The 22,933-nt window shown below is 64.3% G+C and carries 24 protein-coding genes; 12 read left to right on the top strand and 12 right to left on the bottom strand.

Annotated features, from left to right (window positions below; all coding sequences use genetic code 11):
- Positions 1–93: 93 nt before the first annotated feature.
- Complete coding sequence (locus ACFSOZ_RS05280) at positions 94–1,023, bottom strand: hypothetical protein (RefSeq protein ID WP_379094412.1); 930 nt, start codon at positions 1,021–1,023, stop codon at positions 94–96.
- A gap of 247 nt (positions 1,024–1,270) precedes the next feature.
- Here ACFSOZ_RS05280 and ACFSOZ_RS05275 point away from each other — a divergent pair, with 247 nt between their 5' ends.
- On the top strand, positions 1,271–1,897 hold the full coding sequence (locus tag ACFSOZ_RS05275) for an imm11 family protein (RefSeq protein WP_379094410.1): 627 nt from the start codon (positions 1,271–1,273) through the stop codon (positions 1,895–1,897).
- A gap of 169 nt (positions 1,898–2,066) precedes the next feature.
- Here the strand turns inward: ACFSOZ_RS05275 and leuD are convergent, their stop codons facing one another.
- Complete coding sequence (gene leuD, locus ACFSOZ_RS05270; protein ID WP_379094407.1) at positions 2,067–2,672, bottom strand: 3-isopropylmalate dehydratase small subunit; 606 nt, start codon at positions 2,670–2,672, stop codon at positions 2,067–2,069.
- A gap of 170 nt (positions 2,673–2,842) precedes the next feature.
- On the opposite strand from leuD, the gene ACFSOZ_RS05265 reads away from it, so the two are divergent.
- From ACFSOZ_RS05265 to ACFSOZ_RS05250, 4 genes are all read left to right on the top strand, one after another.
- Positions 2,843–3,268, top strand: a complete 426-nt coding sequence (locus ACFSOZ_RS05265) for a GNAT family N-acetyltransferase (RefSeq protein ID WP_379094405.1) — start codon at positions 2,843–2,845, stop codon at positions 3,266–3,268.
- Positions 3,269–3,360: 92 nt separating this feature from the next.
- Positions 3,361–3,672 carry an ArsR/SmtB family transcription factor gene (locus ACFSOZ_RS05260; RefSeq protein WP_379094969.1) on the top strand — a complete coding sequence of 104 codons (312 nt, stop codon included), beginning with the start codon at positions 3,361–3,363 and terminating at the stop codon, positions 3,670–3,672.
- Positions 3,672–4,118 carry an SRPBCC family protein gene (locus ACFSOZ_RS05255; RefSeq protein WP_379094403.1) on the top strand — a complete coding sequence of 149 codons (447 nt, stop codon included), beginning with the start codon at positions 3,672–3,674 and terminating at the stop codon, positions 4,116–4,118. Before ACFSOZ_RS05260 ends, ACFSOZ_RS05255 begins: the two co-directional genes overlap by 1 nt.
- A 42-nt stretch (positions 4,119–4,160) precedes the next feature.
- A complete protein-coding gene (locus tag ACFSOZ_RS05250; protein WP_379094401.1) occupies positions 4,161–4,652 on the top strand; it encodes an SRPBCC family protein in 492 nt (163 codons plus the stop codon).
- A gap of 222 nt (positions 4,653–4,874) precedes the next feature.
- On the opposite strand, the gene ACFSOZ_RS05245 is transcribed toward ACFSOZ_RS05250, so the two are convergent.
- From ACFSOZ_RS05245 to ACFSOZ_RS05230, 4 genes are read right to left on the bottom strand one after another with little or no spacing between them, the layout of a single operon-like run.
- Positions 4,875–6,041 (bottom strand): NAD(P)/FAD-dependent oxidoreductase, encoded by a 1,167-nt coding sequence (locus ACFSOZ_RS05245; protein WP_379094399.1) that lies wholly within the window; start codon positions 6,039–6,041, stop codon positions 4,875–4,877.
- 38 nt (positions 6,042–6,079) lie between these two features.
- The gene (locus tag ACFSOZ_RS05240) at positions 6,080–7,681 is read right to left on the bottom strand and encodes an ATP-binding protein (RefSeq protein WP_379094397.1); all 1,602 of its coding nucleotides are present in this window, start codon (positions 7,679–7,681) and stop codon (positions 6,080–6,082) included.
- A complete protein-coding gene (locus ACFSOZ_RS05235; RefSeq protein WP_379094395.1) occupies positions 7,672–8,364 on the bottom strand; it encodes a response regulator in 693 nt (230 codons plus the stop codon). Before ACFSOZ_RS05235 ends, ACFSOZ_RS05240 begins: the two co-directional genes overlap by 10 nt.
- 3 nt (positions 8,365–8,367) lie before the next feature.
- Positions 8,368–9,906, bottom strand: coding sequence for a DUF4153 domain-containing protein (locus ACFSOZ_RS05230; RefSeq protein ID WP_379094393.1), 1,539 nt, complete (start codon positions 9,904–9,906; stop codon positions 8,368–8,370).
- 501 nt (positions 9,907–10,407) lie between these two features.
- Here ACFSOZ_RS05230 and ACFSOZ_RS05225 point away from each other — a divergent pair.
- Positions 10,408–11,298, top strand: a complete 891-nt coding sequence (locus ACFSOZ_RS05225) for an HpcH/HpaI aldolase/citrate lyase family protein (protein WP_379094391.1) — start codon at positions 10,408–10,410, stop codon at positions 11,296–11,298.
- Positions 11,299–11,348: 50 nt separating this feature from the next.
- The gene (locus ACFSOZ_RS05220; RefSeq protein ID WP_027046018.1) at positions 11,349–11,555 is read left to right on the top strand and encodes a DUF1737 domain-containing protein; all 207 of its coding nucleotides are present in this window, start codon (positions 11,349–11,351) and stop codon (positions 11,553–11,555) included.
- Here ACFSOZ_RS05220 and ACFSOZ_RS05215 read toward each other — a convergent pair.
- Complete coding sequence (locus tag ACFSOZ_RS05215; RefSeq protein ID WP_379094389.1) at positions 11,542–12,225, bottom strand: hypothetical protein; 684 nt, start codon at positions 12,223–12,225, stop codon at positions 11,542–11,544. The genes ACFSOZ_RS05220 and ACFSOZ_RS05215 overlap by 14 nt on opposite strands.
- Positions 12,226–12,363: 138 nt before the next feature.
- Between ACFSOZ_RS05215 and ACFSOZ_RS05210 the strand changes: the two genes are divergently transcribed.
- Entirely contained in the window at positions 12,364–13,017 is a 654-nt protein-coding gene (locus ACFSOZ_RS05210) for a TetR/AcrR family transcriptional regulator (protein WP_379094387.1), read from the top strand.
- A gap of 22 nt (positions 13,018–13,039) precedes the next feature.
- On the opposite strand, the gene ACFSOZ_RS05205 is transcribed toward ACFSOZ_RS05210, so the two are convergent.
- Positions 13,040–13,462: a metallopeptidase family protein gene (locus ACFSOZ_RS05205; RefSeq protein ID WP_111544069.1), complete on the bottom strand. Its 423-nt coding sequence runs from the start codon at positions 13,460–13,462 to the stop codon at positions 13,040–13,042.
- A 136-nt stretch (positions 13,463–13,598) separates the two neighbouring features.
- Between ACFSOZ_RS05205 and ACFSOZ_RS05200 the strand changes: the two genes are divergently transcribed.
- The 4 genes from ACFSOZ_RS05200 (at position 13,599) to ACFSOZ_RS05185 (ending at position 20,111) form a co-directional block, all read left to right on the top strand.
- The gene (locus ACFSOZ_RS05200; protein WP_379094385.1) at positions 13,599–14,231 is read left to right on the top strand and encodes a LysE family translocator; all 633 of its coding nucleotides are present in this window, start codon (positions 13,599–13,601) and stop codon (positions 14,229–14,231) included.
- A 111-nt stretch (positions 14,232–14,342) separates the two neighbouring features.
- Positions 14,343–15,350 carry an ImuA family protein gene (locus ACFSOZ_RS05195; protein ID WP_379094383.1) on the top strand — a complete coding sequence of 336 codons (1,008 nt, stop codon included), beginning with the start codon at positions 14,343–14,345 and terminating at the stop codon, positions 15,348–15,350.
- A complete protein-coding gene (locus ACFSOZ_RS05190; protein WP_379094381.1) occupies positions 15,292–16,767 on the top strand; it encodes a DUF6504 family protein in 1,476 nt (491 codons plus the stop codon). Before ACFSOZ_RS05195 ends, ACFSOZ_RS05190 begins: the two co-directional genes overlap by 59 nt.
- On the top strand, positions 16,764–20,111 hold the full coding sequence (locus tag ACFSOZ_RS05185; protein WP_379094379.1) for an error-prone DNA polymerase: 3,348 nt from the start codon (positions 16,764–16,766) through the stop codon (positions 20,109–20,111). Before ACFSOZ_RS05190 ends, ACFSOZ_RS05185 begins: the two co-directional genes overlap by 4 nt.
- An 81-nt stretch (positions 20,112–20,192) precedes the next feature.
- Here the strand turns inward: ACFSOZ_RS05185 and ACFSOZ_RS05180 are convergent, their stop codons facing one another.
- The 4 genes from ACFSOZ_RS05180 to ACFSOZ_RS05165 all read right to left on the bottom strand — a co-directional run bounded on the left by ACFSOZ_RS05180 (position 20,193) and on the right by ACFSOZ_RS05165 (position 22,865).
- A complete protein-coding gene (locus tag ACFSOZ_RS05180; RefSeq protein WP_379094377.1) occupies positions 20,193–20,435 on the bottom strand; it encodes a Trm112 family protein in 243 nt (80 codons plus the stop codon).
- Between the two features lie 19 nt (positions 20,436–20,454).
- Positions 20,455–21,126 (bottom strand): LON peptidase substrate-binding domain-containing protein, encoded by a 672-nt coding sequence (locus ACFSOZ_RS05175; protein WP_379094375.1) that lies wholly within the window; start codon positions 21,124–21,126, stop codon positions 20,455–20,457.
- Positions 21,127–21,281: 155 nt separating this feature from the next.
- The gene (gene trxA / locus ACFSOZ_RS05170; protein ID WP_379094373.1) at positions 21,282–22,283 is read right to left on the bottom strand and encodes a thioredoxin; all 1,002 of its coding nucleotides are present in this window, start codon (positions 22,281–22,283) and stop codon (positions 21,282–21,284) included.
- An 84-nt stretch (positions 22,284–22,367) separates the two neighbouring features.
- Positions 22,368–22,865, bottom strand: a complete 498-nt coding sequence (locus tag ACFSOZ_RS05165; RefSeq protein ID WP_379094371.1) for a prolyl-tRNA synthetase associated domain-containing protein — start codon at positions 22,863–22,865, stop codon at positions 22,368–22,370.
- Positions 22,866–22,933: the final 68 nt, after the last annotated feature.

Raw genomic sequence — 22,933 nt, 5'->3', positions numbered from 1 at the left:
TGGCGGTGCAAACCTTAGATGCCGGCGCGAAGGATTGCGACGGAACAGTTCGACCGGCACGACGAAGGTGTGGTGATGGCCGCCGCGAAACAGCTAATTTCCCGACCCCAGCGCCTTGTCCAGCGCCTCCTTCACATCCGCCGGCCACGTCGCCACCGCCGGCCAGGCGTCGGGCTCGGGCTTGTCGCCGCGGCGGGCGAAATAGAGCTTGTGGTTGGCTGGGTCGACCGCCATGAAGCCGTCATTGCCGCCGCAGTCATGCGGCACGCAGCCGCTGGCGTAGAAGGCGCCCGATGCGGTCTTTTCCGTGCCGCCGCCGACCAGCAGGCTGGTCGCCATGTCGGGCATGTCCTTGCCGAGCAGCTTTTGCGCTTCCTTGTAGACAGCCTCGTTGTGGAAGGCGTCGATGATGTTCTGGTACTTTTCCGGATCGATGTCTTTCCAGTCCGTGCCGGGTTCCGGCATGTAGGACAGATTGCCTGAAGTCGTCAGCCCCTCGGTCGGCGACCATTGCAAAGCCGGCTTCTCATCACCCGGCAACAGATAGGGCACGAAATAGATGGCGTTGTCGGACACCGCCGACGGCGGCGCGCCGCACTCGTCCTGTTCGACCGTCGTGCTCTGGATGGTGCCGCCTTCCGGCTTCCAGACGATCACGGTGGCCGGGCCGCATTGGTTGCCGCCATCGCCGACATCGAACAGCGCCACCTTGACGCCGCCGACCTCGACTATTCTGTCGAAGAAGACGTCGTAATTGGTGGCCAGCTGCTGGCCATCATAGGCAAGCACTTTTTCACCGTCCTGTTCCGGCTGGGTGATGGTCAGCTGGCCGCCCTCGAACGGCACAGGCGCCTGCTTGTCATCGTCGGAAGCATCGGCGGCGCCCGTACCCTGATCAGCGGCGGGCTTCTCGGCCGACGGCGCCAGCTGTGCCGCGGGCGTCTGCGTCTGGGCCTGGCCTACAGCCGCCGTCAGCAGAAGAAACGCCAGCCCACAGGCGCCGGCAAGAAGCGAGCGAGTCATGATGATCCTCCGTTTCCCGAGATCATAGCCGGTCATCATGGAAACGAAACACCTGTCCGCACCACCGCGCTCGAATAGCAGCGATCTCTCAATGGCCGAGAAGGAGATCGCGGCTCCAACGCCTGGTTTCCAGAGTGGCAACAAAATCGAAGCTTAAGAGAAGATACGACGTCAAATCTTATACCTTTCCGGATGTAAGCTTGATGGGAATGGCTCGGAAGCTGAAGTCCAGGAGATTATTGTTGCAATGACGCAGTCTCAAAGCGCTCGGGTCTGGGCCAGTCGCGCCTTCATGGACTCATCGCGGATCAGGTTATTCACCGCTGATCCGCTGCCAACGGGAATGGACCTCGGCCAGATGGCCGAGTTGAATGAAACGGGCGAACGAATGTCGGCCGAGCATTTCCCGAAGCAGATATTTGCCGAATATCCGGACAAGAAGGAGAAGAAGCAGGCGGATCTCGTGCTTGCCGCGGGCGCGGTGGTGGTTTCAGCGATCTGCGCCGACGTGCTACGGCAATTCGATCTCGGCCACTCCTCGCTCTACCCGATCAAACTTCTCCAGCATGACCGCAAGACGCCGGTCGAAGGCGAATACTTTTGTCTCAACATCGGCGAGCGGAAGGATACGTTCCTGCGCAAACATTCTCCGCTGGTCAAGGAGTTTGGCGACAAGACCATGATGATGCCGTCGTGGCTTCAAGACGGCGATGTGGCGGTCAGCCCGGCTGCCCTCGAAGGACCTGATCTGTGGGTAAGCCCGCCCTTGATCCGAATTTTTTTCCTGAGTGATCGGCTGACCCAAGCGCTACGGGCAGCAAAAATGGCAAGAGTTTTTGGTTTCCGCGCCTGCCGCATCGTTGAGGCTGACTAGCCCAGTCATCGACGGGGGAGATCGGCGAAAGTTGATGCGGCAGCCAAACTCCCCTCGAGGTGAAGAGTGGTCCGTGCAGCGGACGGAAAGCCAACTGCTTGGCTCTCCGAGCGAGGAGCGTTCGGCAGGCCAGAGGGCGCGAAGGATCGCCGCGTTTGCCGTCAGGCTTTCAAGCCCAGGGGCGCTGCTCGGCGTTGCGCTTCTCGAACGATGCGATGGCGCCGGCCTTCTCCATGGTCAGGCCGATATCGTCGAGCCCGTTGAGCATGCAGTGCCGCTTGAAGTCGTCGAGATCGAACGCAACCACACCGCCATCGGGGCCGCGGATTTCCTTGGCCTCGAGGTCGATCGACAGGGTGGCGTTGGAGCCGCGCGAGGCGTCGTCCATCAGCTTCTCAAGATCCTCGGGGCTGACGGTGATCGGCAGCACGCCGTTCTTGAAGCAGTTGTTGTAGAAGATGTCGGCGAACGAGGTCGAGATGACGCAGCGAATGCCGAAGTCGAGCAGCGCCCACGGCGCATGCTCGCGGCTCGAACCGCAGCCGAAATTGTCGCCGGCGACCAGGATCTGCGCCTTGCGGTAGGCCGACTTGTTGAGCACGAAATCCGGATTTTCCGAACCGTCATCATTGTAGCGCATTTCGGCGAACAGGCCGGTGCCAAGCCCGGTGCGCTTGATCGTCTTGAGATAATCCTTGGGGATGATCATGTCGGTGTCGACATTGACGATCGGCATCGGAGCGGCGACGCCGGTAAGCTTGGTGAATTTTTCCATGGCTTTTGCCCGTGTTTTCGTTGCGGGGGAATTTGCTGAGGCACGGTTTACACAAAGCCGCGGGCAAATAAAAGGCAACTGTTTGTGTGCGGTGGCCAGTTGCTTGTGCAAGACGGCCAGCCGCGCGAAACGGCTTCGGATTCGCTGGTCGATGGTGCAGTCTGGCGGTCATGGCAGAAAACTCCCACGTCCTCTATGCACGCGAACCCGCGCTCGACATCGCCGAATTCCGCCGTGTGCTGGTGGAATCCGGCCTTGGCGAGACACGCCCCGTCGATGACGGCGCCCGCCTGCAGGCGATGCTTGCGGGCGCCGATTTGGTGCTGACCGCGCGTCTCGACGTGGAGGGCAAGCCGCTGATCGGCGTTGCTCGCGCCCTCACCGATTTTTCCTGGGTCTGCTACATCTCGAAGCTCGCCGTCTCCCAATCGGCGCAGGGGCTCGGCATCGGCAAGGGCCTGATGGACGAGGCGCGGCGGCAGCTCGGGCCATCCGTCGCCATCAGCCTGATCTCGATGCCCGACGCCGTCGGCTTTTACGAGCGCATCGGCATGAAGCGCATGCCCGACGCCTTCTGGTTCTCCCGCAAGGACTGATATTTTTTCCCCTGTGCCCGCATCCAGCCGTCAACGGCGTGGAAACTGTGCCTTGACATGCAACCAAATGGTTGCATATTAAAGCCATGAGCATGGATGCCGTCTTTCGCGCCCTGGCCGACCCGACACGCCGGCAATTGCTGGACAGCCTCCATGCCAGGAACGGGCAGACGCTGAACGCGCTGTGCGGTGAGATGGACATGACGCGCCAGGCGGTGACCAAGCATTTGGCGATCCTGGAGGAGGCCAACCTCGTCACCACCGTCCGCAAGGGGCGCGAGAAGGAACATTACCTCAACCCCGTTCCCATCAACGAGATCGCCGACCGCTGGATCGGCAAATTCGAGCGCGGGCGGCTGAACGCGCTTGGCGATTTGAAGAAACGCCTCGAAAGGGAAGACTGATGAGCAACGCCTTCGTCTACGTGACCTATATCCGCACCACGCCCGAAAACCTCTGGGAAGCGCTGACCGAGCCGGAATTCCACCTGCAATATTTTCTCGGCGCCCAGATGCAGAGCGACTGGAAGCAAGGTTCGGCGTGGAAGATGGTCTACCCCGACGGCCGCGTCACCGACAGCGGCGAGATCCTCGAGATCGATCCGCCCCGGCGCATCGTCATCAAATGGCGCAACGAATTCATGCCGGAGGTTAAGGCCGACGGCTACACCACCTGCACCTTCGTCATCGAACAGGAAGGCGACATGATGAAGCTTGCCGTCACCCACGAGGCGGATGGTCCGCACAAACTACTGGAGCATGTCGGCAAGGGCTGGCCGCTGGTCCTGTCGAGCCTCAAGAGCCTGCTCGAGACCGGCAAGGGCCTGTCGCGTCCGGCGTCCAAGGGCTGAGGCGTCGTTTCGATAGCGAAACAATCTTGTTGGGAGGCAACCATGCTGCATGTCCCTGTCGTGCACAGCATGACCAATGGCGAGACCATCATGGCAAGCGCCGACATCGGCGCAGCTGCGGAGCGCGTCTTCCACGCCCTGGTCACGGACGAGGTCGAACACTGGTGGGGGTCCGCCGACACCTACCGGATGGTCGATTGGGCAGCCGATCTTCGCGTCGGCGGCCGCTGGACGGTCATCGTCAGAACGGCTGACGGCCACGATTTGCCGGCCAGCGGCGAATTCCTCGACATCGAAGCGCCGCGCCGGATCGTGCAGACACGGGCCTATGCGTGGGACCATCCGACGCTTGGCCGGCGTCAAACGACGGTCGCCTGGCTGCTGCAGCCGATCGCCACCGGCACGCGTCTCACCATCTGCCATGGCGGCTTTGCCGGGCTGGACGACGCGGCGGCCGAGCATGCCGAAGGTTGGGCGCGGGTGCTGCGCTGGCTGCAGGCTTATTTCGGGGCGGGTAGACGAGCGGCAGCTTAGACGCGCGTCTTCCCTTCTCCCCCTGTGGGGCCCAAAGGGCGGGCGAGGCCCGTGACTCGCCCAGGGCGGTGGATCGGCGCGTAGCGCCGGGACGGATGAGGGGTGTTGGACGGGGCGCGTCGGTTGCCAAGCTGGAGCACCCCTCATCCGTCGCCTTTGGCGACACCTTCTCCCACAAGGAGAGAAGGGAAAGAGAGGTCGCGTCCGGCCGCAGCGCCGGCGTCAAATCACATTCAATTCCCGGAACGCCCGCCCTTCCGCCACCCGGCCATACCCGAACGCCGAGCAATCCACCGTGCGGTAGCCGCCATGCACGATCAGCTCGGCCAGCGCCTTGCCGACCGCCGGCGCCTGCTGCAGGCCGTGGCCGGAAAAGCCGTTGGCGAACAGGAAATTGCCGACGTGCGGATGCGGGCCGATCACCGCGTTCTGGTCGAGCGTGTTGTAGTCGTAATGGCCGGCCCAGGCGCGCGTCGGCTTGATCGCCTCGAAGGCCGGAATGCGGGTCGCCAGCACCGGCCAGATCACCTCTTCGAACAGCGGCCAGTCGGGCTCGAAATCGGCGGGGTCAGCGGGACCGTCGCCCTCTTCCGGCTCGGCGCCGCCGGTGATGTAGACCGAGCCTTCCGGCCGCACATAGATGCCCGAGGGGTCGACCAGCAGCGGCATGTCGGCATATTTCTCGCGCGCCTCGAAGACGAAGACGTTGCGCTTGCGCGGCTCGACCGGCAGCACCAGCCCGGCCATCGCCGCCACCTTGCCGGCATTCGGCCCGGCGGCGTTGATAACGGTACCGGCTTCGAGCGTCTCGCCATTGTCGAGGCTGACGCTGGTGGCGCGGTCGCCCTGCCGCTCGATGCCGGTGACATCGGCGGTGATAAAATCGATCTTCTTGCTGCGCAGTGCCTTGCGGAACAGCATCAGCATCGCATGCGCGTCGAACCAGCCCTCGCCAGTTCGGCCATAGGCACCGGCGGTGATGCCTTCGGCCGACAGCCAGGGGAAGCGGCGCACCAGCGCATCTGCATCCTCGAGCACGATGTCGGCGCCTTCGGCCATCTGCGCGTCGTGATTGGCTTTCAGGATCGGCAAGCCGTTTTCGCCGGCGAGGATGAGATAGCCGCCCTCGCGAAAGCCGATATCGGCGTCGGCACCGAACTCTTCCGTCAACCGCCGGAACAGTTTTAGCGTGAACTGCGACAGGCGGATGTTTTCGGGGATGGAGAACTGCTGGCGGATGGAGGCGCAGGACAGTGTCGTTGCCGCGTGCGCGAATTGCGGATCGCGCTCGATCAGCGCGATCGAGCCCGAAAACCCTTCCTCGCGCAGATAATAGGCGATCGAGGACCCGACGATGGCCCCGCCGATGATGACGATGTCGTAGCGCACGCTTTATGCCCTTTCCGGTTCGAGCCGCTGATCGGAAGTCATGCGGTCGGCAAAATGATCTCGAAGCGCGTGCCGCGTTCGGAGTCAACCAGCCGGATCATACCATCATGCGCTTTCAGGAGGGCCAGCACGATGCCGAGCCCCATGCCGGTGCCGCCGGAATCGCGCCGCGTGGTGAAGAACGGTTCGAAGATGCGCGCCCGGTTGCTCGGCGAAATGCCGGCGCCATCGTCGCTGACCAGCACCGTCGCCTTGCCGCTTGCGCTCGCCGCGGCAATCGAGACCAGCGTCGCGCCGTGCCTGGCCGAATTGTCGATGAGATTGGCAAGCACGATTGCCGCGTTCTCGGCCGACATGCGCAGGCCGATCTCGCCGCCGGCCTCGACGCGAACCGCCAGCCTGATATCGGCGGGCAGCAGCGCCAGCGCGGCGCCAAGCGAGGTGCTTTCGCCGCTCGGCGCGAGATTTTCGGCCCGCGCCAGGTCGAGCAGCCTGCGCACCAGCAGGTTGAGCCGCCCCGCATCGGTGACGATGTTGTCTGAGAAGCGCCGCCGCTCGGCCTCGTCCATCGCCGAACCGGAATCGCGCAGCAATTCGGCCGCGCCCTGGATCGCCGTCAGCGGCGATTTGAGCTCGTGCGAGACATGGGTGGCAAAGGTCTGGATGCTGTCCGAGCGCGCCTGCAGCTTTTCGGCCATGTCGAGGAAGGCGGCGGAAAGCTCCGCCATTTCGTAGGTGCCGTGGTGGTCGAGCGGCCGGATCGCCGCGCGATCGCCGGCGGCGATCCGCTCTGTGCGATCGATCAGTGCGTAGATCGGCCGGCTGACGGTGCGCAGGAAGACCAGGCCGATGAGTAACGTGCCGCCGAGGATGGCGATTGCCGCCAGGGTCACCTTGCCGCGTTCGCCATAGAGATGCTTGATGATGTTGTTGGGCGTCCGCGACACATAGACCACGCCGGCGACCTGGCCCGCGACGGCCACCGGCAGGGCGACGAAGACACGCACCTTGGTGCCGCGGCTGACCGAGTAGAGCGGTGGCGCCGGCTGGTCGGGGATGCGCAGCCTGAGTGCGCTGGCATAGTGGCCGGCAAGCGCCTCTCGCACCTCTTCGACCTCGCCCAGCGACTGCCCGACCTCGTTGCGCCCGGCAATGACGACGCCCTTGGGGTCGAGCAGCCGGAAGCCGGCCAGCGTGGTTTTCTGCGTGGCATCGAGAATGCCCGACAGGCGCGCGCCGATCGCCACGAAGGTGGGATCGGCGGTTGCTGATATCGCCGCCGGCCGGGTCGGGAGAACGTAGTCCGAGGCGAGATCGAGACGGGGTTCGATCGGCCTGTATAGGGGGGCCGGATCGACGCTTCGGCTCGCATCGCCGCTTCCCTGCGGCATCGGCGCGCCGAGCTTGTCCGGCGGGATGCCGGCGTCGCGCACGTCCTGCGCATAGATGGCGGCGATGGCGGCACCTTGCGCGATCAGTTCCGCCTCGGTCTGGCGGATCAGCTGGTTCTCGTAGAGCCGGAAGAAGAACAGGCCGACCAGCGGCAGCGCCATCACCAGGATCAGGATGGCGACGACGACCGTGGCGAGGCGAGGCCGCCATTTGCGGCCGATCCATTTGCGAGAGGTCGTCAGCCGCATCGGCCGAGCCGGAAGCCGACGCCATGCACGGTTTCGATGGCATCCAGGCAACCCGCTGCCGCCAGCTTGGCGCGGATGTTGCGGATATGGCTGTCGACGGTGCGGTCGGCGACGTGGATGTTCGCGGCATAGGCGTTTGCCATCACCGCGTCGCGGTCGAGCACATGCGTCGGCCGCGCCAAAAACCCCTTCAGGATCGAGAATTCTATGCCCGTCAGCGCAATCGGCTTGCCGTCGAAGCTGGCGCTATGGCTGGCCGGCGCCAGGGCGAGCTTGCCCTGCGCGAATTGCCTGTCGTCGGTCGGTTCGGCCGGCGCCGGGCGGGCGCGCCGCAGGATGACGTTGACGCGGGCGACCAGCTCGCGCGGGCTGAACGGTTTGGTCACATAGTCGTCGCCGCCCATTTCGAGCCCGAGGATGCGGTCGATCTCGTCGTCGCGCGCCGACAGGAACAGCACCGGCACATCGGATGTGTGCCGCAGCCGCCGGCAGACCTCCAGCCCGTCCATCTCCGGCATGCCGATGTCGAGCACGACGAGATCTGGCGCCCGGCGTCCGATCGCTTGCAGGGCGGCGGCGCCATCGGCCACCGCCTGCGTTTTCATGCCGGCCTTCTCCAGCGCAAAGCAGATCACCTCGCGGATATGCGGATCATCGTCGGCGACGAGGATGTGATGCGGCATGGATCAGCGGCCCGGCCCGAAAGATTTGCTGGCGTCAGGAACCACGACAGGGCCCCTCGTGTCGAGATAGGCAAGCAAACGCCAGTCGCGAAAGCTCCAGGCCCGCCAGTTCTGCTGGAGGGCGCGATACCAGCCTTCATCGCTGCGGCGCTGCTCCACCAGTTCGCGGACAGCGCCGGCGGCAGGCGTCCGGCTCTGATGGTCGAAGAAGCGATCGAGCGCCGGAAATGCGCCCGGGCCGAGCGAGCGCAGATACCAGGCGTCGAGGGAAATGCCCTGGCCGGTCATTTCGAGGGAATGGTCGACATTGTAGTTGGCGATCAGCGCGGCGAAATTGATGAAACAGCCGGCATAAAGCGTCGCCGATAACGTCAGAAGATTGGCGGACAGCAGCCATTCATTGGATTTTCCAAGCGCGATGCGGGCGATGATCAGGGCGAGGCCGGCTGCCACCAGCCCCATCCAGACGAAAGCAGCGACCCGCCAGTAGGTCAGCGCATAGATGCCGATATAGAGGTCCAGCCGCAGGATCGACGAGATGACGAGCATGATGTTCTGCGCCACCCAGGCATAGACCAGGCGGCGGATGAGCGGATCGGCCGATGTCGCACTGCCGGGCCGCAGCGCCGCCAGGACGAAGCCGGCGGCAAGCAGCGCGGTGACGATCAAGGGATAGGCGCCGCGATGCGCATAGGCGGCGTAGCTCAGCCCGTCGGGAAGTGCTGCCCCGCCCCACAGATAGGCGGCGTCGAGCCCGGTCTGCAGTGCAAACAGCATGTTGAAGATAACAAGCGCGCGCAGGATGGCGGCTTTGCCGAACAGAATGTCCTCGATGGTGGTGACGGTTTTCTCGGATTGGGCGCTGACTGGCGGTGCCGCGCGCGGGATGCGACGAACCAGGCGAGGCAGGCGTGGCCGCAGAAAGGCCCAGACACCGACCAGCATGAACAGCCAGAAGACAATCCGCGTGAGCTGGATGAGATCGAGCAGTTTCAGAAGGTCGATCAGCGACAACCAGTAGTCGATGACCGGATTGGCGGCGCCGAACAGCGCCAGGAAGACCGCGCCCAGGGTCAGCGGCATCACCCAGACGGCGATCGCCGCCAACCGGACGCGGCGGCGGCCGAACCGGCGCGCCGTCTTGCGCCAGCGGATGAAATCACCAATGAACCGGAACGGCGCCGCCAGCCCGAACAGCGCGATCTGGCCGGCAATGCGGGCGATCCGGTGCCGCAGCCGCCCGCTGAGCGAAAGCGCGAAGACGATCAAGGCCGCGAGTGCGATCGACACCGACAGGGCGCTGACGTTTTCGGCAAGTGGCAGCAGCGCGACAAGCAGCGCGGCGGGCTTGATCCACAACCTGCCGTCGCTGAAGGCGGCGGGATGCACGGCGACGACCGCAGCGGCAATCAGCACGGCGAACAGGAAAACCGTGATGCCGGCAGGCTGGCCGTAAAAGAGAAAATCCGCCAGCGCGACCAGCAGCGCGGCAACACCAAAGCGGGTGCAATAGCTCGGTGCGGCGGTAAGGAACGCTGTCATGACCTGGCTTTCCTGATGGCTTCCAGCCGGATGATCGGCGGGCATTTGCGGGCGAAAGGGATGAGGGTTGCCACCGAATTCGCGTGTGGCGGATCGACCAGCCACCAGCCTTCGCTGCACAGCCTGCGGGGCAGGGACCAACGGGGTTTTGCTCGCTTTTGCATGCCGCCTGTTTCGCAGGCCGGCAGGGAGACGGCGGGGCGGATCCGAGGAGGTTTTCCGCAAGCGTGTGCAGTTTTCGTGCAGGGCCGCCCCGTCATCCTCCCGGGCGTCTGCGCTGCCCCTCACCTGCCTGCCGGCATCCTCTCCCCGTAAACGGGGCGAGGGACGCTGTTGTCGATGGTTTCGCCAAGCTGCGGCCAGCCTCTTTCTCCCCGTTCTCCGGGGAGAAATGCCCGGCAGGGCAATGAGGGGCGGCGCCAACTCTGACAATTGGTGGACTCAAAAGTGATTGCCCTGTGCCGACTTGCCTCGACCACCCGCAGACGGCATAGATCACTCATGGAAACCTATCGCCCGCGCCGTTCGGTGCTCTACGTCCCGGCCTCCAACGACAAGGCGCTGGCCAAGATCGCACAGCTTGCCTGCGACACCGTCATCATCGACCTGGAGGACGCCGTCGCTCCGGCCGACAAGATTGCGACACGCGAAAAACTGGCCGGCATTCTCGCCAACCGCCCGGTTGCCAACCACCTTGGCCGCCGCTGCGAGATGGTGGTGCGCATCAATGTGCTGGCCAGCGAATGGGGCGCCGACGACCTGCTGGCCGCCGCGAACTGCGAGCCCGATGGCATCCTCTTGCCCAAGGTCGACACGCCACGTGACCTGCTCGAAGCCGGCGATGTGCTCGACGACAATTTTGCTCCCGACAGCGTGAAACTATGGGCGATGATCGAGACGCCCAAGGCCCTGCTCAACATCGGCGTCATCGCCGAGCTTGGCCGTGACCCTGCTTCGCGGCTGGCTTGTTTCGTTGCCGGAACGAATGACCTGCTCAACGACACCGGCGTGTTGGCGACGCCCGACCGGCGCTATCTGGTGCCGTGGCTGATGCAGATGGTGCTGGCCGCGCGCGCCGGCGGCCTCGACATGCTCGACGGCGTCTTCAACGATTTCCGCGATCTCGAGACTTTCGGCCGTGAATGCACGGAAGCCGCCGCCATGGGGTTCGACGGCAAGACCCTCATCCACCCGGCCCAGATCGAGGCGGCGAACCGCGCCTTCGCGCCGTCCACGCAGGCAGTGGCCGAGGCGCGCCTGGTGAAAGATGCCTTCGCGCTTCCGGAGAATGCCGGCAAAGGCGTGATCGCGCTGAACGGCAGGATGGTCGAGCGGCTGCACCTTGCGCAGGCTGAAAAACTGCTGGCGAAGGCGGCCGTCATCGGCGCATGATATCAGCCTGATGCTCTCGGGCTATGGGCACTCACGACAGGACTTGAGACATGAAACTCTACCGCTTTCTGACTGCCCCTGACGATGCCAGCTTCTGCCACAAGGTGACGGCGGCGCTGAACAAGGGCTGGCACCTGTTCGGCTCGCCGACCTATGCCTACGACAAGAAAGCCAAGACGATGCGCTGCGGCCAGGCCGTGGTCAAGGATATCGACGGTCAGGAATACGGGCCGGACACCAAGCTCAGCGACTGGTAGGCGCTCGCATCCACAACCACCCCGCCAGCCAGGCGATCGCTGCCGCAAGCGTTACCAAGCCCAGGTCAAGAGCCCACTCCGGCACGAACGCACGGAGCGCGATAGGCGCCGCGCCAATGAAATAGAGGGCGAGAGGAATGCGCGGCACGCCTCTTCCAACGGCAAGAGAGATTACAAACGCGAGCGTTCCAAGCAGAAAAAGAACCGAACTGACGACCAGAGCCAGTCCGAGCGGCCCGGCTCGCAGGTCGATGATGGTCGTCAGCGGAAGTTTCGAAAATATGAGATTGATCACCACTTCCACGCCTACCAAGCTTGCCAATGCAACGAAGTTGCTGACAAACGCGATAGTGCCGAACAAGCCCGCGCGCCGGCCAAACGCAAGAAACAAGCCTACGACAAGACCAAGCGCCAATATCTCGGCGACTGGTGCGAGAAGTTGCGTCAGATCGGTGGTCGCGATGAGCGAGCTGCGTTTAGCCGCGTTGACCAGAAGAATAAGCGCGCTTCCCATCCCTGCGACGGAGGCAAGCCGATAAAGCGTGACGCTGGGCACAGCCGCGCTCGACTGAGCAATCACGAAATTCTCCTCGTGCTGAGGTTCTTCGGCTGGACTCTGAAGCGAAATGACCGATTGCGGACGGCGGGGTTCGGCGGTTCTGGCAAGCATGTTCGTCTCCTCATCTGGGAATTCGGGAACCGCGAAGACCGCAGGCCTGTTCCGATCCCACCTGTAATCACTGCTTACATGCCCTCTTCGGAGAAGTAAACAATGATTACATAAGTGGCGAAATCATGCTAGAGACGCGTGAAGCAGAACGAAGGGAAAGAGATGGCAAAAGCCAAGACGCCTGGCCGCTCCAGCTACCACCATGGCAATTTGCGCGACACGCTGATCGATGCCGCGGTTCAACTCGTTGAGGAAGGCGGCCCCGACAATGTGAGCGTGCGCGAAGCCGCGAAGCGTGCCGGCGTTTCCCCCGGCGCGCCATTCCGCCACTTCAGCAACAAGACCGCATTGATGACGGCTGTCGCAGAGCAGGCAATGAGCCGATTCCGCTCGGAGATTACGAATGCAGTCGAGAACCTTGCGACGGACGACCCGATTGAGCGCTTTGCCGCTGTTGGCATCGCCTATTTGCGCTGGGCAATTCGAAACCCCACCCATTTCCAGATCATCTCGACACGCAGTCTTATTGATTGGGATAGTTCGGAGTCGCTGCGTCACGATAACGAAGCGGTACGTTCGCTAATGGAAGGGTCGATGGCAGAAGCGCAGCGACGAAACATGCTCCGGTCAGACGACATAGCAGAGACCCAGATTGCCGCGAGGGCGCTCGTCTACGGGCTCGCACGCATGTACATTGATGGACACTTTGCGCAATGGGCAGTGGCCGGACATACTGAAGAGCAGACTGCGCAGAACGTATTAAAGCATTTCGTGACACTCATTGGGAAATGATGACCCGACGTAGGAATTAGTTTTATTCAGCCGCCTCTTCGATCTTCTCCATATCATCATCCGACAGACCAAAATGGTGGCCGATCTCGTGGATCAGCACGTGGGTGACGATGTCGCCAAGCGTCTCCTCGTTCTCGGACCAGTAGTCGAGGATGGCGCGGCGGTAGAGCGTGATGCGGTTCGGACCCTCGCCGGTCTGCGGATTCCAGCGTTCGGCGATGCCGCGTCCCTCGAACAGGCCGAGCAGGTCGAACGGCGTTTCCAGCGACAGGTCGTCCATGATTTCGTCGGTCGGGAATTCGGCGATCTGGATGACGATCTCGCCGGTCAGCTTGCGAAAATCCTCCGGCAGATGCGCGTAAGCCTCCAGCGCCAGGAACTCCATTTCCTCCATCGAGGGCGAGAGTTCGTCGTGCCAGGTGCGGGTCTTGTAGATGCGGGCCATGCTTTGTCCTTTGATCCCGGCATATAGGCTTTCGCACCGGAATCGGCAAATGATGCCGGCAATTCCGGCTTCGGGTGCTTTGCCGCCGCGGAGGAATCGCGTAGGGGTCAGTTCCGGCCATGTAACAGGAGTTCTCATGCCGGACCTTTCCATCATTGGACTTTTCGCCATTGCTTGCCTCGCTCTGACCGCGACGCCGGGGCCGGACATGCTGTTGATCGCATCCCGCAGCGCCAGCCAGGGGCGCGCCTCGGGCCTTGCGACCTATGCCGGCATCGCCACCGGCACCTATTGCCATGCGCTGGCCGCCGCCTTCGGCCTGTCGCAACTGTTCCTTGCCGCGCCCATCGCTTTCGACATCGTCCGCTATGCCGGAGCGGCCTACCTCGCCTATCTCGCCTGGAAGGCGTTCCGCTCCGATGGAACAGCGCTTGCACCGGTCGCTGGCCTGCCGCGCTACTCGCAAGGCCGCATCTTCCGGCAGGGATTGTTGACCAATCTGCTCAACCCGAAGATGGCGCTGTTCGTGCTGGCGCTGTTCCCGCAGTTCGTGCAGCCGCAGGCCGGTTCGGTGGCGGCGCAGATCCTGGTGCTGGCCACCGTGCTCAACCTGATCGGGCTGGTGGTCAATGGCTTGGTCATCCTGACCGCAAGCCGGATCGGTGCGGCCTTGTCGAGGCGGACGCGGTTTCGGCGGGCGCCGCAGATTCTGCTGGGAACCGTCTTTGCAGGGCTTGCGGCACGACTGGCCTTCGGCGGTCAGCGCTAGATCAAGCGACTGTAGAGGAATAAATTCCCCATGACTCTGCTTGACTCTTGGGGTCCTCTCTGGAATCTATAGGAACATAACAGGAACAATTGTGAGTGGAAGCTGACCGTCATGGCGATGACCGCCGTGGCGCGGGAGACTGTTTTTGCCCTGCGCCGCCAGATCGCGAAGATCGAGGGAACGCTGCCCGAGCGCCTGCAGGCGCCGGTCGGTGCGACCCCTGATGCCGATGTCAGCGCCGATCTCACCATCATCCGGCGCGGCGTTGCCGCGGCGTTGCCGGATGCGTTCCTGCCCACCGGCGTCGAGCGGCTCGATGCCGCCCTGAGCGGCGGCCTGCCGAAAGCCGCCTTGAGCGAAATCCATGGCATTGAAACCCGCGATGCCGGAGCCGTCGCCGGCTTCGCTTTGTCGCTGACAAGCCTGATCCTCAAGCGGGCACAAGGGCTGCCGGTGCTGTGGATCGGCACATCGGAGATTTTCCGCGAGGCAGGCTTTCCCTATGCCAGGGGACTTCATGCCTCGTTCGGCATCGAACCGGAGCAATTGCTGTTTTCCGAGGCGCCAAAACTTGTCGATGCGCTGTGGGTCGCCGAGGAGGCTGCAAGGATGACGGCGCTCGCTGCCGTCATCCTCGAGATTCGTGGCAATCCGCAGCGGCTCGACCTGACCGCCACGCGCCGGCTGCATGCCCGCGCGCAGAGTGCCGGCCGGCCGGTGTTTCTGCTGCGGCAGGCCGCCGGGCCCGAACCGACGGCGGCACCGGTTCGTCTCATTGTCGCGTCGGCGCCGGCGGTGCCGCGCGACACCATAGCCGGGCCGCTCGCCGGCTCGATCGGCCGCCCGGCCTTCACCATCACCATCGGCAAGAGCCGCACGGCCCTGCCTGGACAATTCACACTGGAGTGGAACCCCGATGAACGCGGATTCGATGAAAGAAGGGGCGAGGAAAGAGCAAAGAATCCTGTCCCTGTGGTTTCCCTATCTGGCAGTGGAAAGGATCCTGCGGCAGCGTCTGGGGCGGTCCTGGCGTTCCCGGCCGTCGGATCACCTGCCGCTGGTGATCAGCCATCGCCGTGGGAACGCGCAGCGCATCTCGGCCCTCGACGAGCGGGCTGAGTCGCTGCACCTGAAGCGCGACATGGGCATCGCCGATGCGCGCGCCATGCATCCCTCGATCGACATCGTCGAAGCCGATCCGCAGGCCGACCGCCGCCTGCTCGAAGGCCTTGCCGACTGGTGCGACCGCTACACCCCGCTGGTGGCGCTGGACGCAACGGACGGCCTGTTTCTCGACGTCACCGGCTGCACCCATCTTTTCGGCGGCGAACGCGCCATGCTGGACGACATCCTGTCGCGCTTCTTCCATCAGGGGTTCGATGTCCGCGCCGGGCTTGCCGCGACACCGGGCGCGGCCTGGGCGGCGGCGCGGTTTTCCGGCGACCGCATCGTCGCCGGCGGCGAGGAGGAAGCGCTGCTCGCGCCCTTGCCTTTGGCAGCACTGCGCATCGAACCGGCGACCCGCACCAGTCTGGAAAGCGTCGGCCTGCGCACGGCGGGCGCCGTCATGGCGGCACCGCGCGCGCCGCTCGCCCGCCGCTTCGGCGCCTCGCTGCTGTTGCGCCTCGACCAGGCGCTTGGCCGTCTCGACGAGGCGGTCTCGCCACGTCTTCCCGTCGCGCCGCTTTCGGTCGAACGTCATCTCAGCGAGCCCGTCACCCTGACCGAGGACATCGAACGGCTGGTCGGCATGCTGGCGACGGCATTGAAGACCGACCTCGAGCGCCGCGGCGAGGGTGCCAGGACGCTGGCGCTGCTTTTGTTTCGCGTCGACGGCGCCGTCAGCCGCATTGCCATCGGCACCTCGCGGCCGATGCGCGAACCCTCGCTGATCCAGAAATTGTTCCATGAAAGGCTGGCCGCGCTCGAGCAGGATATCGATGCCGGTTATGGCTTCGATCTGGTGCGGCTCTCGGTGCTGACGGCCGCCGCCTTCGACATGCAGCAGGCCGACCTTGCCGGCGAAGTGACCGACGACGGCGCCGATATCGCGCTGTTCGCCGACCGCATCCGCGCCCGGCTCGGCGAGGGCGCGGTCCTGCAGCCGGTCGCTGTGGAAAGCCATCTGCCGGAGCGCGCCGTCGCCACGATCCCCTTCACCGAGGCCCCGCGCCGGACCACGCCGCCGAAGAAGCCGGACAGGATGCAGGCGCCGACGACCATCTTCCCGCCGGAACGGCCGATCCGGCTCTTCCATTCGCCCGAACCCATCGAGGTGCCGGCCACCGAAATGCCGGAGGGACCGCCGCTGAACTTCCGCTGGCGCCGCGCGCTCTACCGGGTGACGCGTGCCGAGGGGCCGGAACGCATCGCCGCGGAATGGTGGTGCGAGGCCGCGAGCGACGAGGCGGCATCGACGCGCGACTATTACCGCATCGAGGATGCCGACGGCCGCCGCTACTGGCTCTACCGGCAAGGTCTTTATGGCGGCGCCCAAATCCCGCCGCGCTGGTTCATGCATGGGGTTTTCGCATGAACGCGCTGACCGTCATTCCCTATGCAGAATTCGGCATCCAGTCGAATTTCTCCTTCCTGCGCGGCGCCTCCAAGCCGGAGGAGCTGGTGGTCGCGGCCAAGCTGATGGGCTTCTCGGCGATCGGGCTTGCCGACCGCAACACGGTGGCCGGCGTGGTGCGCGCCTGGCAGCAGGCCAGGGTCGAGACGCTCTCCTACCATCCCGGCTGCCGGCTGGTTTTTGACGACGGCACGCCGGACATTCTCGCCTATCCGCAGGACCGCAAGGGCTGGGGGCATCTCTGCCGCATGCTGACCCAAGCCAATCTGCGCGACGAGAACGAAAAGGGCGCCACCCTTCTCCAGCGCAGCGACTTGCTTGAATGGGGGGATCTGATGTCGCTGGCGGTCCTGCCCGATCTGTCGGCGGGCGTGGACGGCAGTCTCGCTCTGCTTGGCCAGCTTAAGGATCGTTTCGGAAGAAACCTCCGTCTGGCCGTTTCGCCGGACTATGCGGGCAATGACCGTTTCCGGATCGAGCAGGCAGCCGCGATGGCGGAAAATGCCGGCATCCCGCTGATGGCGACCAACGACGTTCTCTACCACACGGTCGAACGGCGCCCGTTGCAGGACGTGCTGACCGCGATCCGCCTCAACACGCCCGTCGCCGAGGTCGGGCTGCAGCTGGCCGCCAATGCCGAGCGCCATTTGAAGCCGCCGATGGAAATGGCGCGCCTGTTCCGCAGGCATCCGCAGGCGCTGGCCGAGACCTTGCGCTTTGCGCAGGAGCTGACCTTCTCGCTCAGCGACCTCCAGTACAACTACCCCGACGAGCCGACGCAATCGGGTCTCGGGCCGCAGGCCGAGCTGGAGCGGCTGGCGCGGGAAGGGGCGGCCAACCGCTATCCGGCGGGTGTGCCTGCGTCCGTGACCAGGCGCATCGAGGAAGAGCTCGCTCTGATCGAGCGCCTCAACTACGCCCGCTATTTCCTGACGGTCCATGACATCGTCCAATTCGCCCGCAGCCAGGACATCCTCTGCCAGGGACGCGGTTCGGCCGCCAATTCGATCGTCTGCTTCTGCATCGGCATCACCGAAGTCGGGCCGGACAGGATCGACACGCTGTTCGAGCGCTTCATTTCCGAGGAGAGGAACGAACCGCCCGACATCGACGTCGACTTCGAGCATGAAAAGCGCGAAATCGTCATCCAGTACATCTACGAGAAATACAGCGCCAAGCGCACCGCACTTGCCGCCGCCGTCATCAGCTATCGCGGCCGCTCGGCGCTGCGCGAAGTGTCGAAGGCAATGGGTCTGTCGGAAGATGTCAGGGGGTCGCTGTCCGGCTCGATCTGGGGCTGGTCGACCTCGGAGCTCGGCGAGAAGGAAGCCCGCGCCGGCGGCCTCGACCGAACCGATCCGGTGTCGCGGCACGTGATCGAACGCGCCAACGAGATCATGGGCTTTCCCCGTCATTTGTCGCAGCATGTCGGCGGCTTCGTCATCACCAGGGATCGGCTCGACGAGATCGTGCCCATCGTCAAGACGGCGATGGACGAGCGCAAGATGGTCGAATGGGACAAGGACGATCTCGACGCAGTGAAGATCCTCAAGGTCGACGTGCTGGCGCTCGGCATGCTGACCTGCCTGAAGCGCGCCTTCACCTTGCTTACGGATCACTATCCAAATGCGCGGGATGCGTATGGGCAGCCCTATGTGCTGGCCACCCTGCCGCCGGAAGATGACGATGTCTACGACATGATCTGCCGCGCCGACACGCTCGGCGTCTTCCAGATCGAATCGCGCGCCCAGATGTCGATGCTGCCGCGCCTTCAGCCGCGCGCTTTTTACGACCTCGTCATCGAGGTGGCGATCGTGCGGCCGGGCCCGATCCAGGGCGACATGGTCCACCCCTATCTGCGCCGCCGGCAAGGCAAGGAGCAGGCCGAATACCCCAAGCCGGAGCTGAAGGAAATTCTCGGCAAGACGCTGGGCGTTCCGCTGTTCCAGGAACAGGCGATGAAGATCGCCATCGTCGCCGGCGGTTTCAGGCCGGGCGAGGCCGACGAACTGCGCCGCGCCATGGCCACTTTCAAGCGCACCGGCACCATCGGCAATTACCGCCAGCGCATGATCGACGGCATGGTCGGCAAGGGTTACGAAAAGGACTTCGCCGAGCGCTGCTTCAAGCAGATCGAGGGCTTTGGCGAATATGGCTTTCCCGAAAGCCATGCCGCTTCCTTCGCGCTGCTCGTCTATGCCTCCTGCTGGTTCAAGACCTTCTATCCCGACGTGTTCTGCGCCGCGATCCTGAATTCGCAGCCGATGGGGTTTTACCAGCCGGCCCAGCTCGTCCGTGACGCGCGCGACCATGGCGTCGACATCCGCGACGTCGACGTCAATTTCTCCGTCTGGGACTGCACTTTGGAAAAAGCGCCCTTCGATCCGGCCCGCATCCTCGAACGCCACGCCACGATGCGTGGTGTCATCGCGACAGATCATGCCCTGCGGCTCGGCTTCAGGCAGATCAAGGGCCTGTCGGAGGAGCGCATGGGCCTGTTCGTCGAGCGGCGCGGTTCAGGCTACGAGTCGGTCAGGGATGTCTGGCTGCGCTCCGGCCTCGATGTCGACGAGATCGAAAGGCTGGCGCAGGCCGACGCCTTCCGTTCGCTTGGCCTTGATCGTCGTGAAGCCTTGTGGGCGGTGCGCGCGCTCGACGGCAAGAGCGCCGCCGAAAAACTGCCGTTGTTCGACCAGAAGGATATCCGCCTGCGCGAGCTGGAGCCCGAGACGAAGCTGCCCAAGATGCCGCTCGGCGAACATGTCATCCACGACTACCGCTCGCTCGGCCTGTCGCTGAAGGCGCATCCGGTCGCCTTCCTGCGCGAGCGGCTCGACCGGGCCGGCGTCACGCCCAATGCCCGATTGCCATCCGTGCGCGATGGCAGGCGTGTCTCCGTCGCCGGCCTCGTGCTGGTGCGCCAGCGCCCCGGCAAGGGCAACGCGATCTTCCTGACGCTGGAGGACGACAGGGCCGTCGCCAACGTCATCATCTGGCAGAGAACCTTCGACCGCTATCGGCCCGTCATCATGGGCGCCAGGTTCGTCCGCGTCACCGGCAAACTGCAATCGGAATCGGATGTCATCCATATCGTCGCCGAGAAGATCGAGGACCTGACGCCCTGGCTGACCGTGCTCCTGGAGAAGGTCAGCCAGGCCAGCCTGCCGGTCGCCGGTTCACCGGACGCCAGGGGTCCGGATCGCGACAGCCGCCCCGCGATAGGGAACGCGCCGATCGGGCAGGACCTCGCAACGCTGTCGGAAGAGGCGGAAAAGGTCATGCCCAAGGGACGCAATTTTCAGTAGGGCATGGCCTCCGGGGCGAACGCCGGCGATCCTTCGCCAGCCTCCGGCAAACTTCTGCGCCGCCGGCAAAGACGCCGTCGTTCAAGCCGGCCCGCTCAATCGCGGCGGCGACAGCACGTCCTCCACGGAGAGCGTCCGCGCCTCCGAAGGCAGCATGATCGGGATGCCGTCACGCACCGGGTAGGCGAGCTTGGCGACCCTGGAAATCAGTTCGCCGCGCTCCGGATCCCAACTCAGCGGCCCCTTGGTCAGCGGGCAGGCCAGCAGCTCCAGCAGCTTGGGGTCGACATTGATCTTCTTCCCGTCACGTCCATCCGCCGCCATGTGGTCACTCTTCTCCGGCCTATTGTAAGCTCGAACCAAAATCCTCATTCTCACGCGCCAGCGCCATTTCGGTGATGGCGATCAGCGTCTCGGCCCGGGTCTTCAAATCCGCCGCCTCAAGCAGCGCCTGTTTTTCGGCCGGCCCGTAGGGCGCCATCATCGACAGCGCGTTGACCAGCATGGCGTTTTCGGCGCGGCTGACGCTTTCCCAGTCGGCCTCCAGGTCATTGGCCTGTAGATAGGCGCGAAATGCCTTGAGCAGCGATGGCCGGTCGATCTCGTTCGCCGCCTGATCCTCATCGAGATCGGCAAGGAAGGGCGCCTGCTTGCACTGGCGAAACGGCGTCTTGACCGTCAGTTCGCGGGCGATGCGGAACCGGCATACGCCCTGCAGCGAAATCAGGTAGCGGCCGTCGCCGGTCTCGGACAGGGCGATGATGCGCCCGGCGCATCCGACATTGCAGAGCTCCGGCTCGCCGTCGTCGCGCAGCGCGCCGTCGAGACGGGGCTGGATGATGCCGATGAGCCGCGCGCCGGCGATGGCCTCGTCCACCATCTGCAGGTAGCGCGGCTCGAAGACGTTGAGCGGCATGCGGCCTCCCGGCAGCAAAAGCGCACCCTCGAGCGGAAAGATCGGGATCGTCGACGGCAAATCCTTGGCGAGCCGGTAATGCGCGTTTCCCGCTTGCACCTCATTCCTCCGATCGCTTCCATAGGGAAGCGGGTGTTGTTCTGTGCATGTCGCTCTCACAAACCGTAGCCACTTTTTTTGCGCGACATGCATTGAGGTCTGGTAATCTGGCGCAATCATCGCCGGCCGCAAGCCCGTACGGCAAAAACAACCGCTCAGGAAAACAGCAGGGCCGACAATTTGCGGCGCGCCGCAAGCGTCGCCTCGTCGGTCATGCCCCAGGCCTCGAACAGCTGCAGCAATTGCGTCCTGGCACCGTCCTCGTTCCAGGTCCGGTCCGCCTTGATGATGGCCAGCAGATTGTCGGCGGCGGCCGTACGGTCGCCGTTGGCGTTCTGGATCATGGCCAGATCGAAACGCGCCTGATGGTCTTTGGGATTTTCCGCCAGGCGGCGCTCGAACTCGGCCGGGTTGCCAAGCGCTGCCGCTTGCGCCGCAAGCGCCATCTTGGCGCGCAGGGCCGCCAGCGGCGGAGCATCCTTCTTCGCCTCCGGCGCTGTCGCCAGCAGGGCTTCGGCACCCTCGGTGTCGCCGGCCTCGAACAACAGGTCGCCCAGCCCGCCAATCGCCTCGATCGTCTCCGGCGCCTGCGCCAAAATGGCATCGTAGATGTCGGCGGCCGTCGGCATGTCGCCGGCCTCGCGCGCTTCCGCAGCCGCGGCCAATGCTTCGGCCACCGGCGGCACGCCATTGCCCTTGCCGCCGACCTTGGTGATGAATTCGGCGATCTGGCTCTCGGGGATGGCGCCCATGAAGCCATCGACCGGCTGGCCGTCCTTGAAGGCGATGACCGCGGGAATCGACTGGATGCCGAGCTGGCCGGCGATCGAGGGATGGTCATCGATGTTCATCTTGACCAGCTTGACCCTGCCGCCGGCGGCCTTGACCGCCTTTTCCAGCTGCGGCGTCAGCTGCTTGCAAGGTCCGCACCAGGGTGCCCAGAAATCGACCAGCACCGGCTGACGGCGCGATTCCTGGATGACGTCGGCGGCAAAGCCGGCGGTCGTCGTGTCCTTGATGACATCGGTGGCGACGGCAGGCGCATCGCCAGGCACGACCTTTGCACGTGGGGCCTCGGCTCCACCATACTGCACGGTGGTGGAGTATTGGCCGCCAGTGCCGCCAAAGGGGCCGCCAAACGGATTGTTGTCGCTCATCTCTTTACCCTTCCGTGGCGCGGCCGGCCGTCGGCCAGCGCCACATCCTCTCAGACAATCGGTTTCAAGCCATCCATGTGGCGATCACGCGGAGACTTTCAAGATAGCAGCATCGTGCCCGGTTGCCTCGACGAATCTGATCAGGTCCGCCGCCGCGACCGACGTCGTCGCCTCATTGGTCAGCGGATGCGCATTGATCACCGCATGTTCCATCAGCGCGGCGTCGAGAACGACCTTGACCCGGCCCGCCGTGTCGTTGATCAGGCCAAAGACCGTCACCGCGCCCGGCGTCACGCCGAGCAGCTCCATCAGCATCTCCGGCCTGCCGAAGGAAACGCGGCTGGCGGCGCCGATCAGCTGGTGGATCTGCTTCAGGTCGACGACCGCCTCCTCGCCGACGGTGACCAGGAAGAAATTGTCCTTCTTGTCCTTCAGGAACAGGTTTTTCGTGTGCCCGCCGGCGATTTCGCCGCGCAGCGCCTGCGAATCGGCGACCGTGAACAGCGGCGGATGGCGCCGCGTCGAGGCAGCGATCCCGAGTTCGGCAAGAAATCCCATCAGTTCAGCTTCGGTCTTCGGCATCGGTTTTGACTTCGTCCCGTTTCCTGCCAAGCCGTTTACGGCCAATGGGGCGGCCGACACAAGACCGT

It is taken from the genome of Mesorhizobium newzealandense, assembly GCF_042682145.1.
GTDB classification, from domain to species: Bacteria; Pseudomonadota; Alphaproteobacteria; order Rhizobiales; family Rhizobiaceae; genus Mesorhizobium; species Mesorhizobium newzealandense.
The sequence above is the reverse complement of the archived record's forward strand: the minus strand, read 5'-3'. Positions and strand labels throughout refer to the sequence as shown.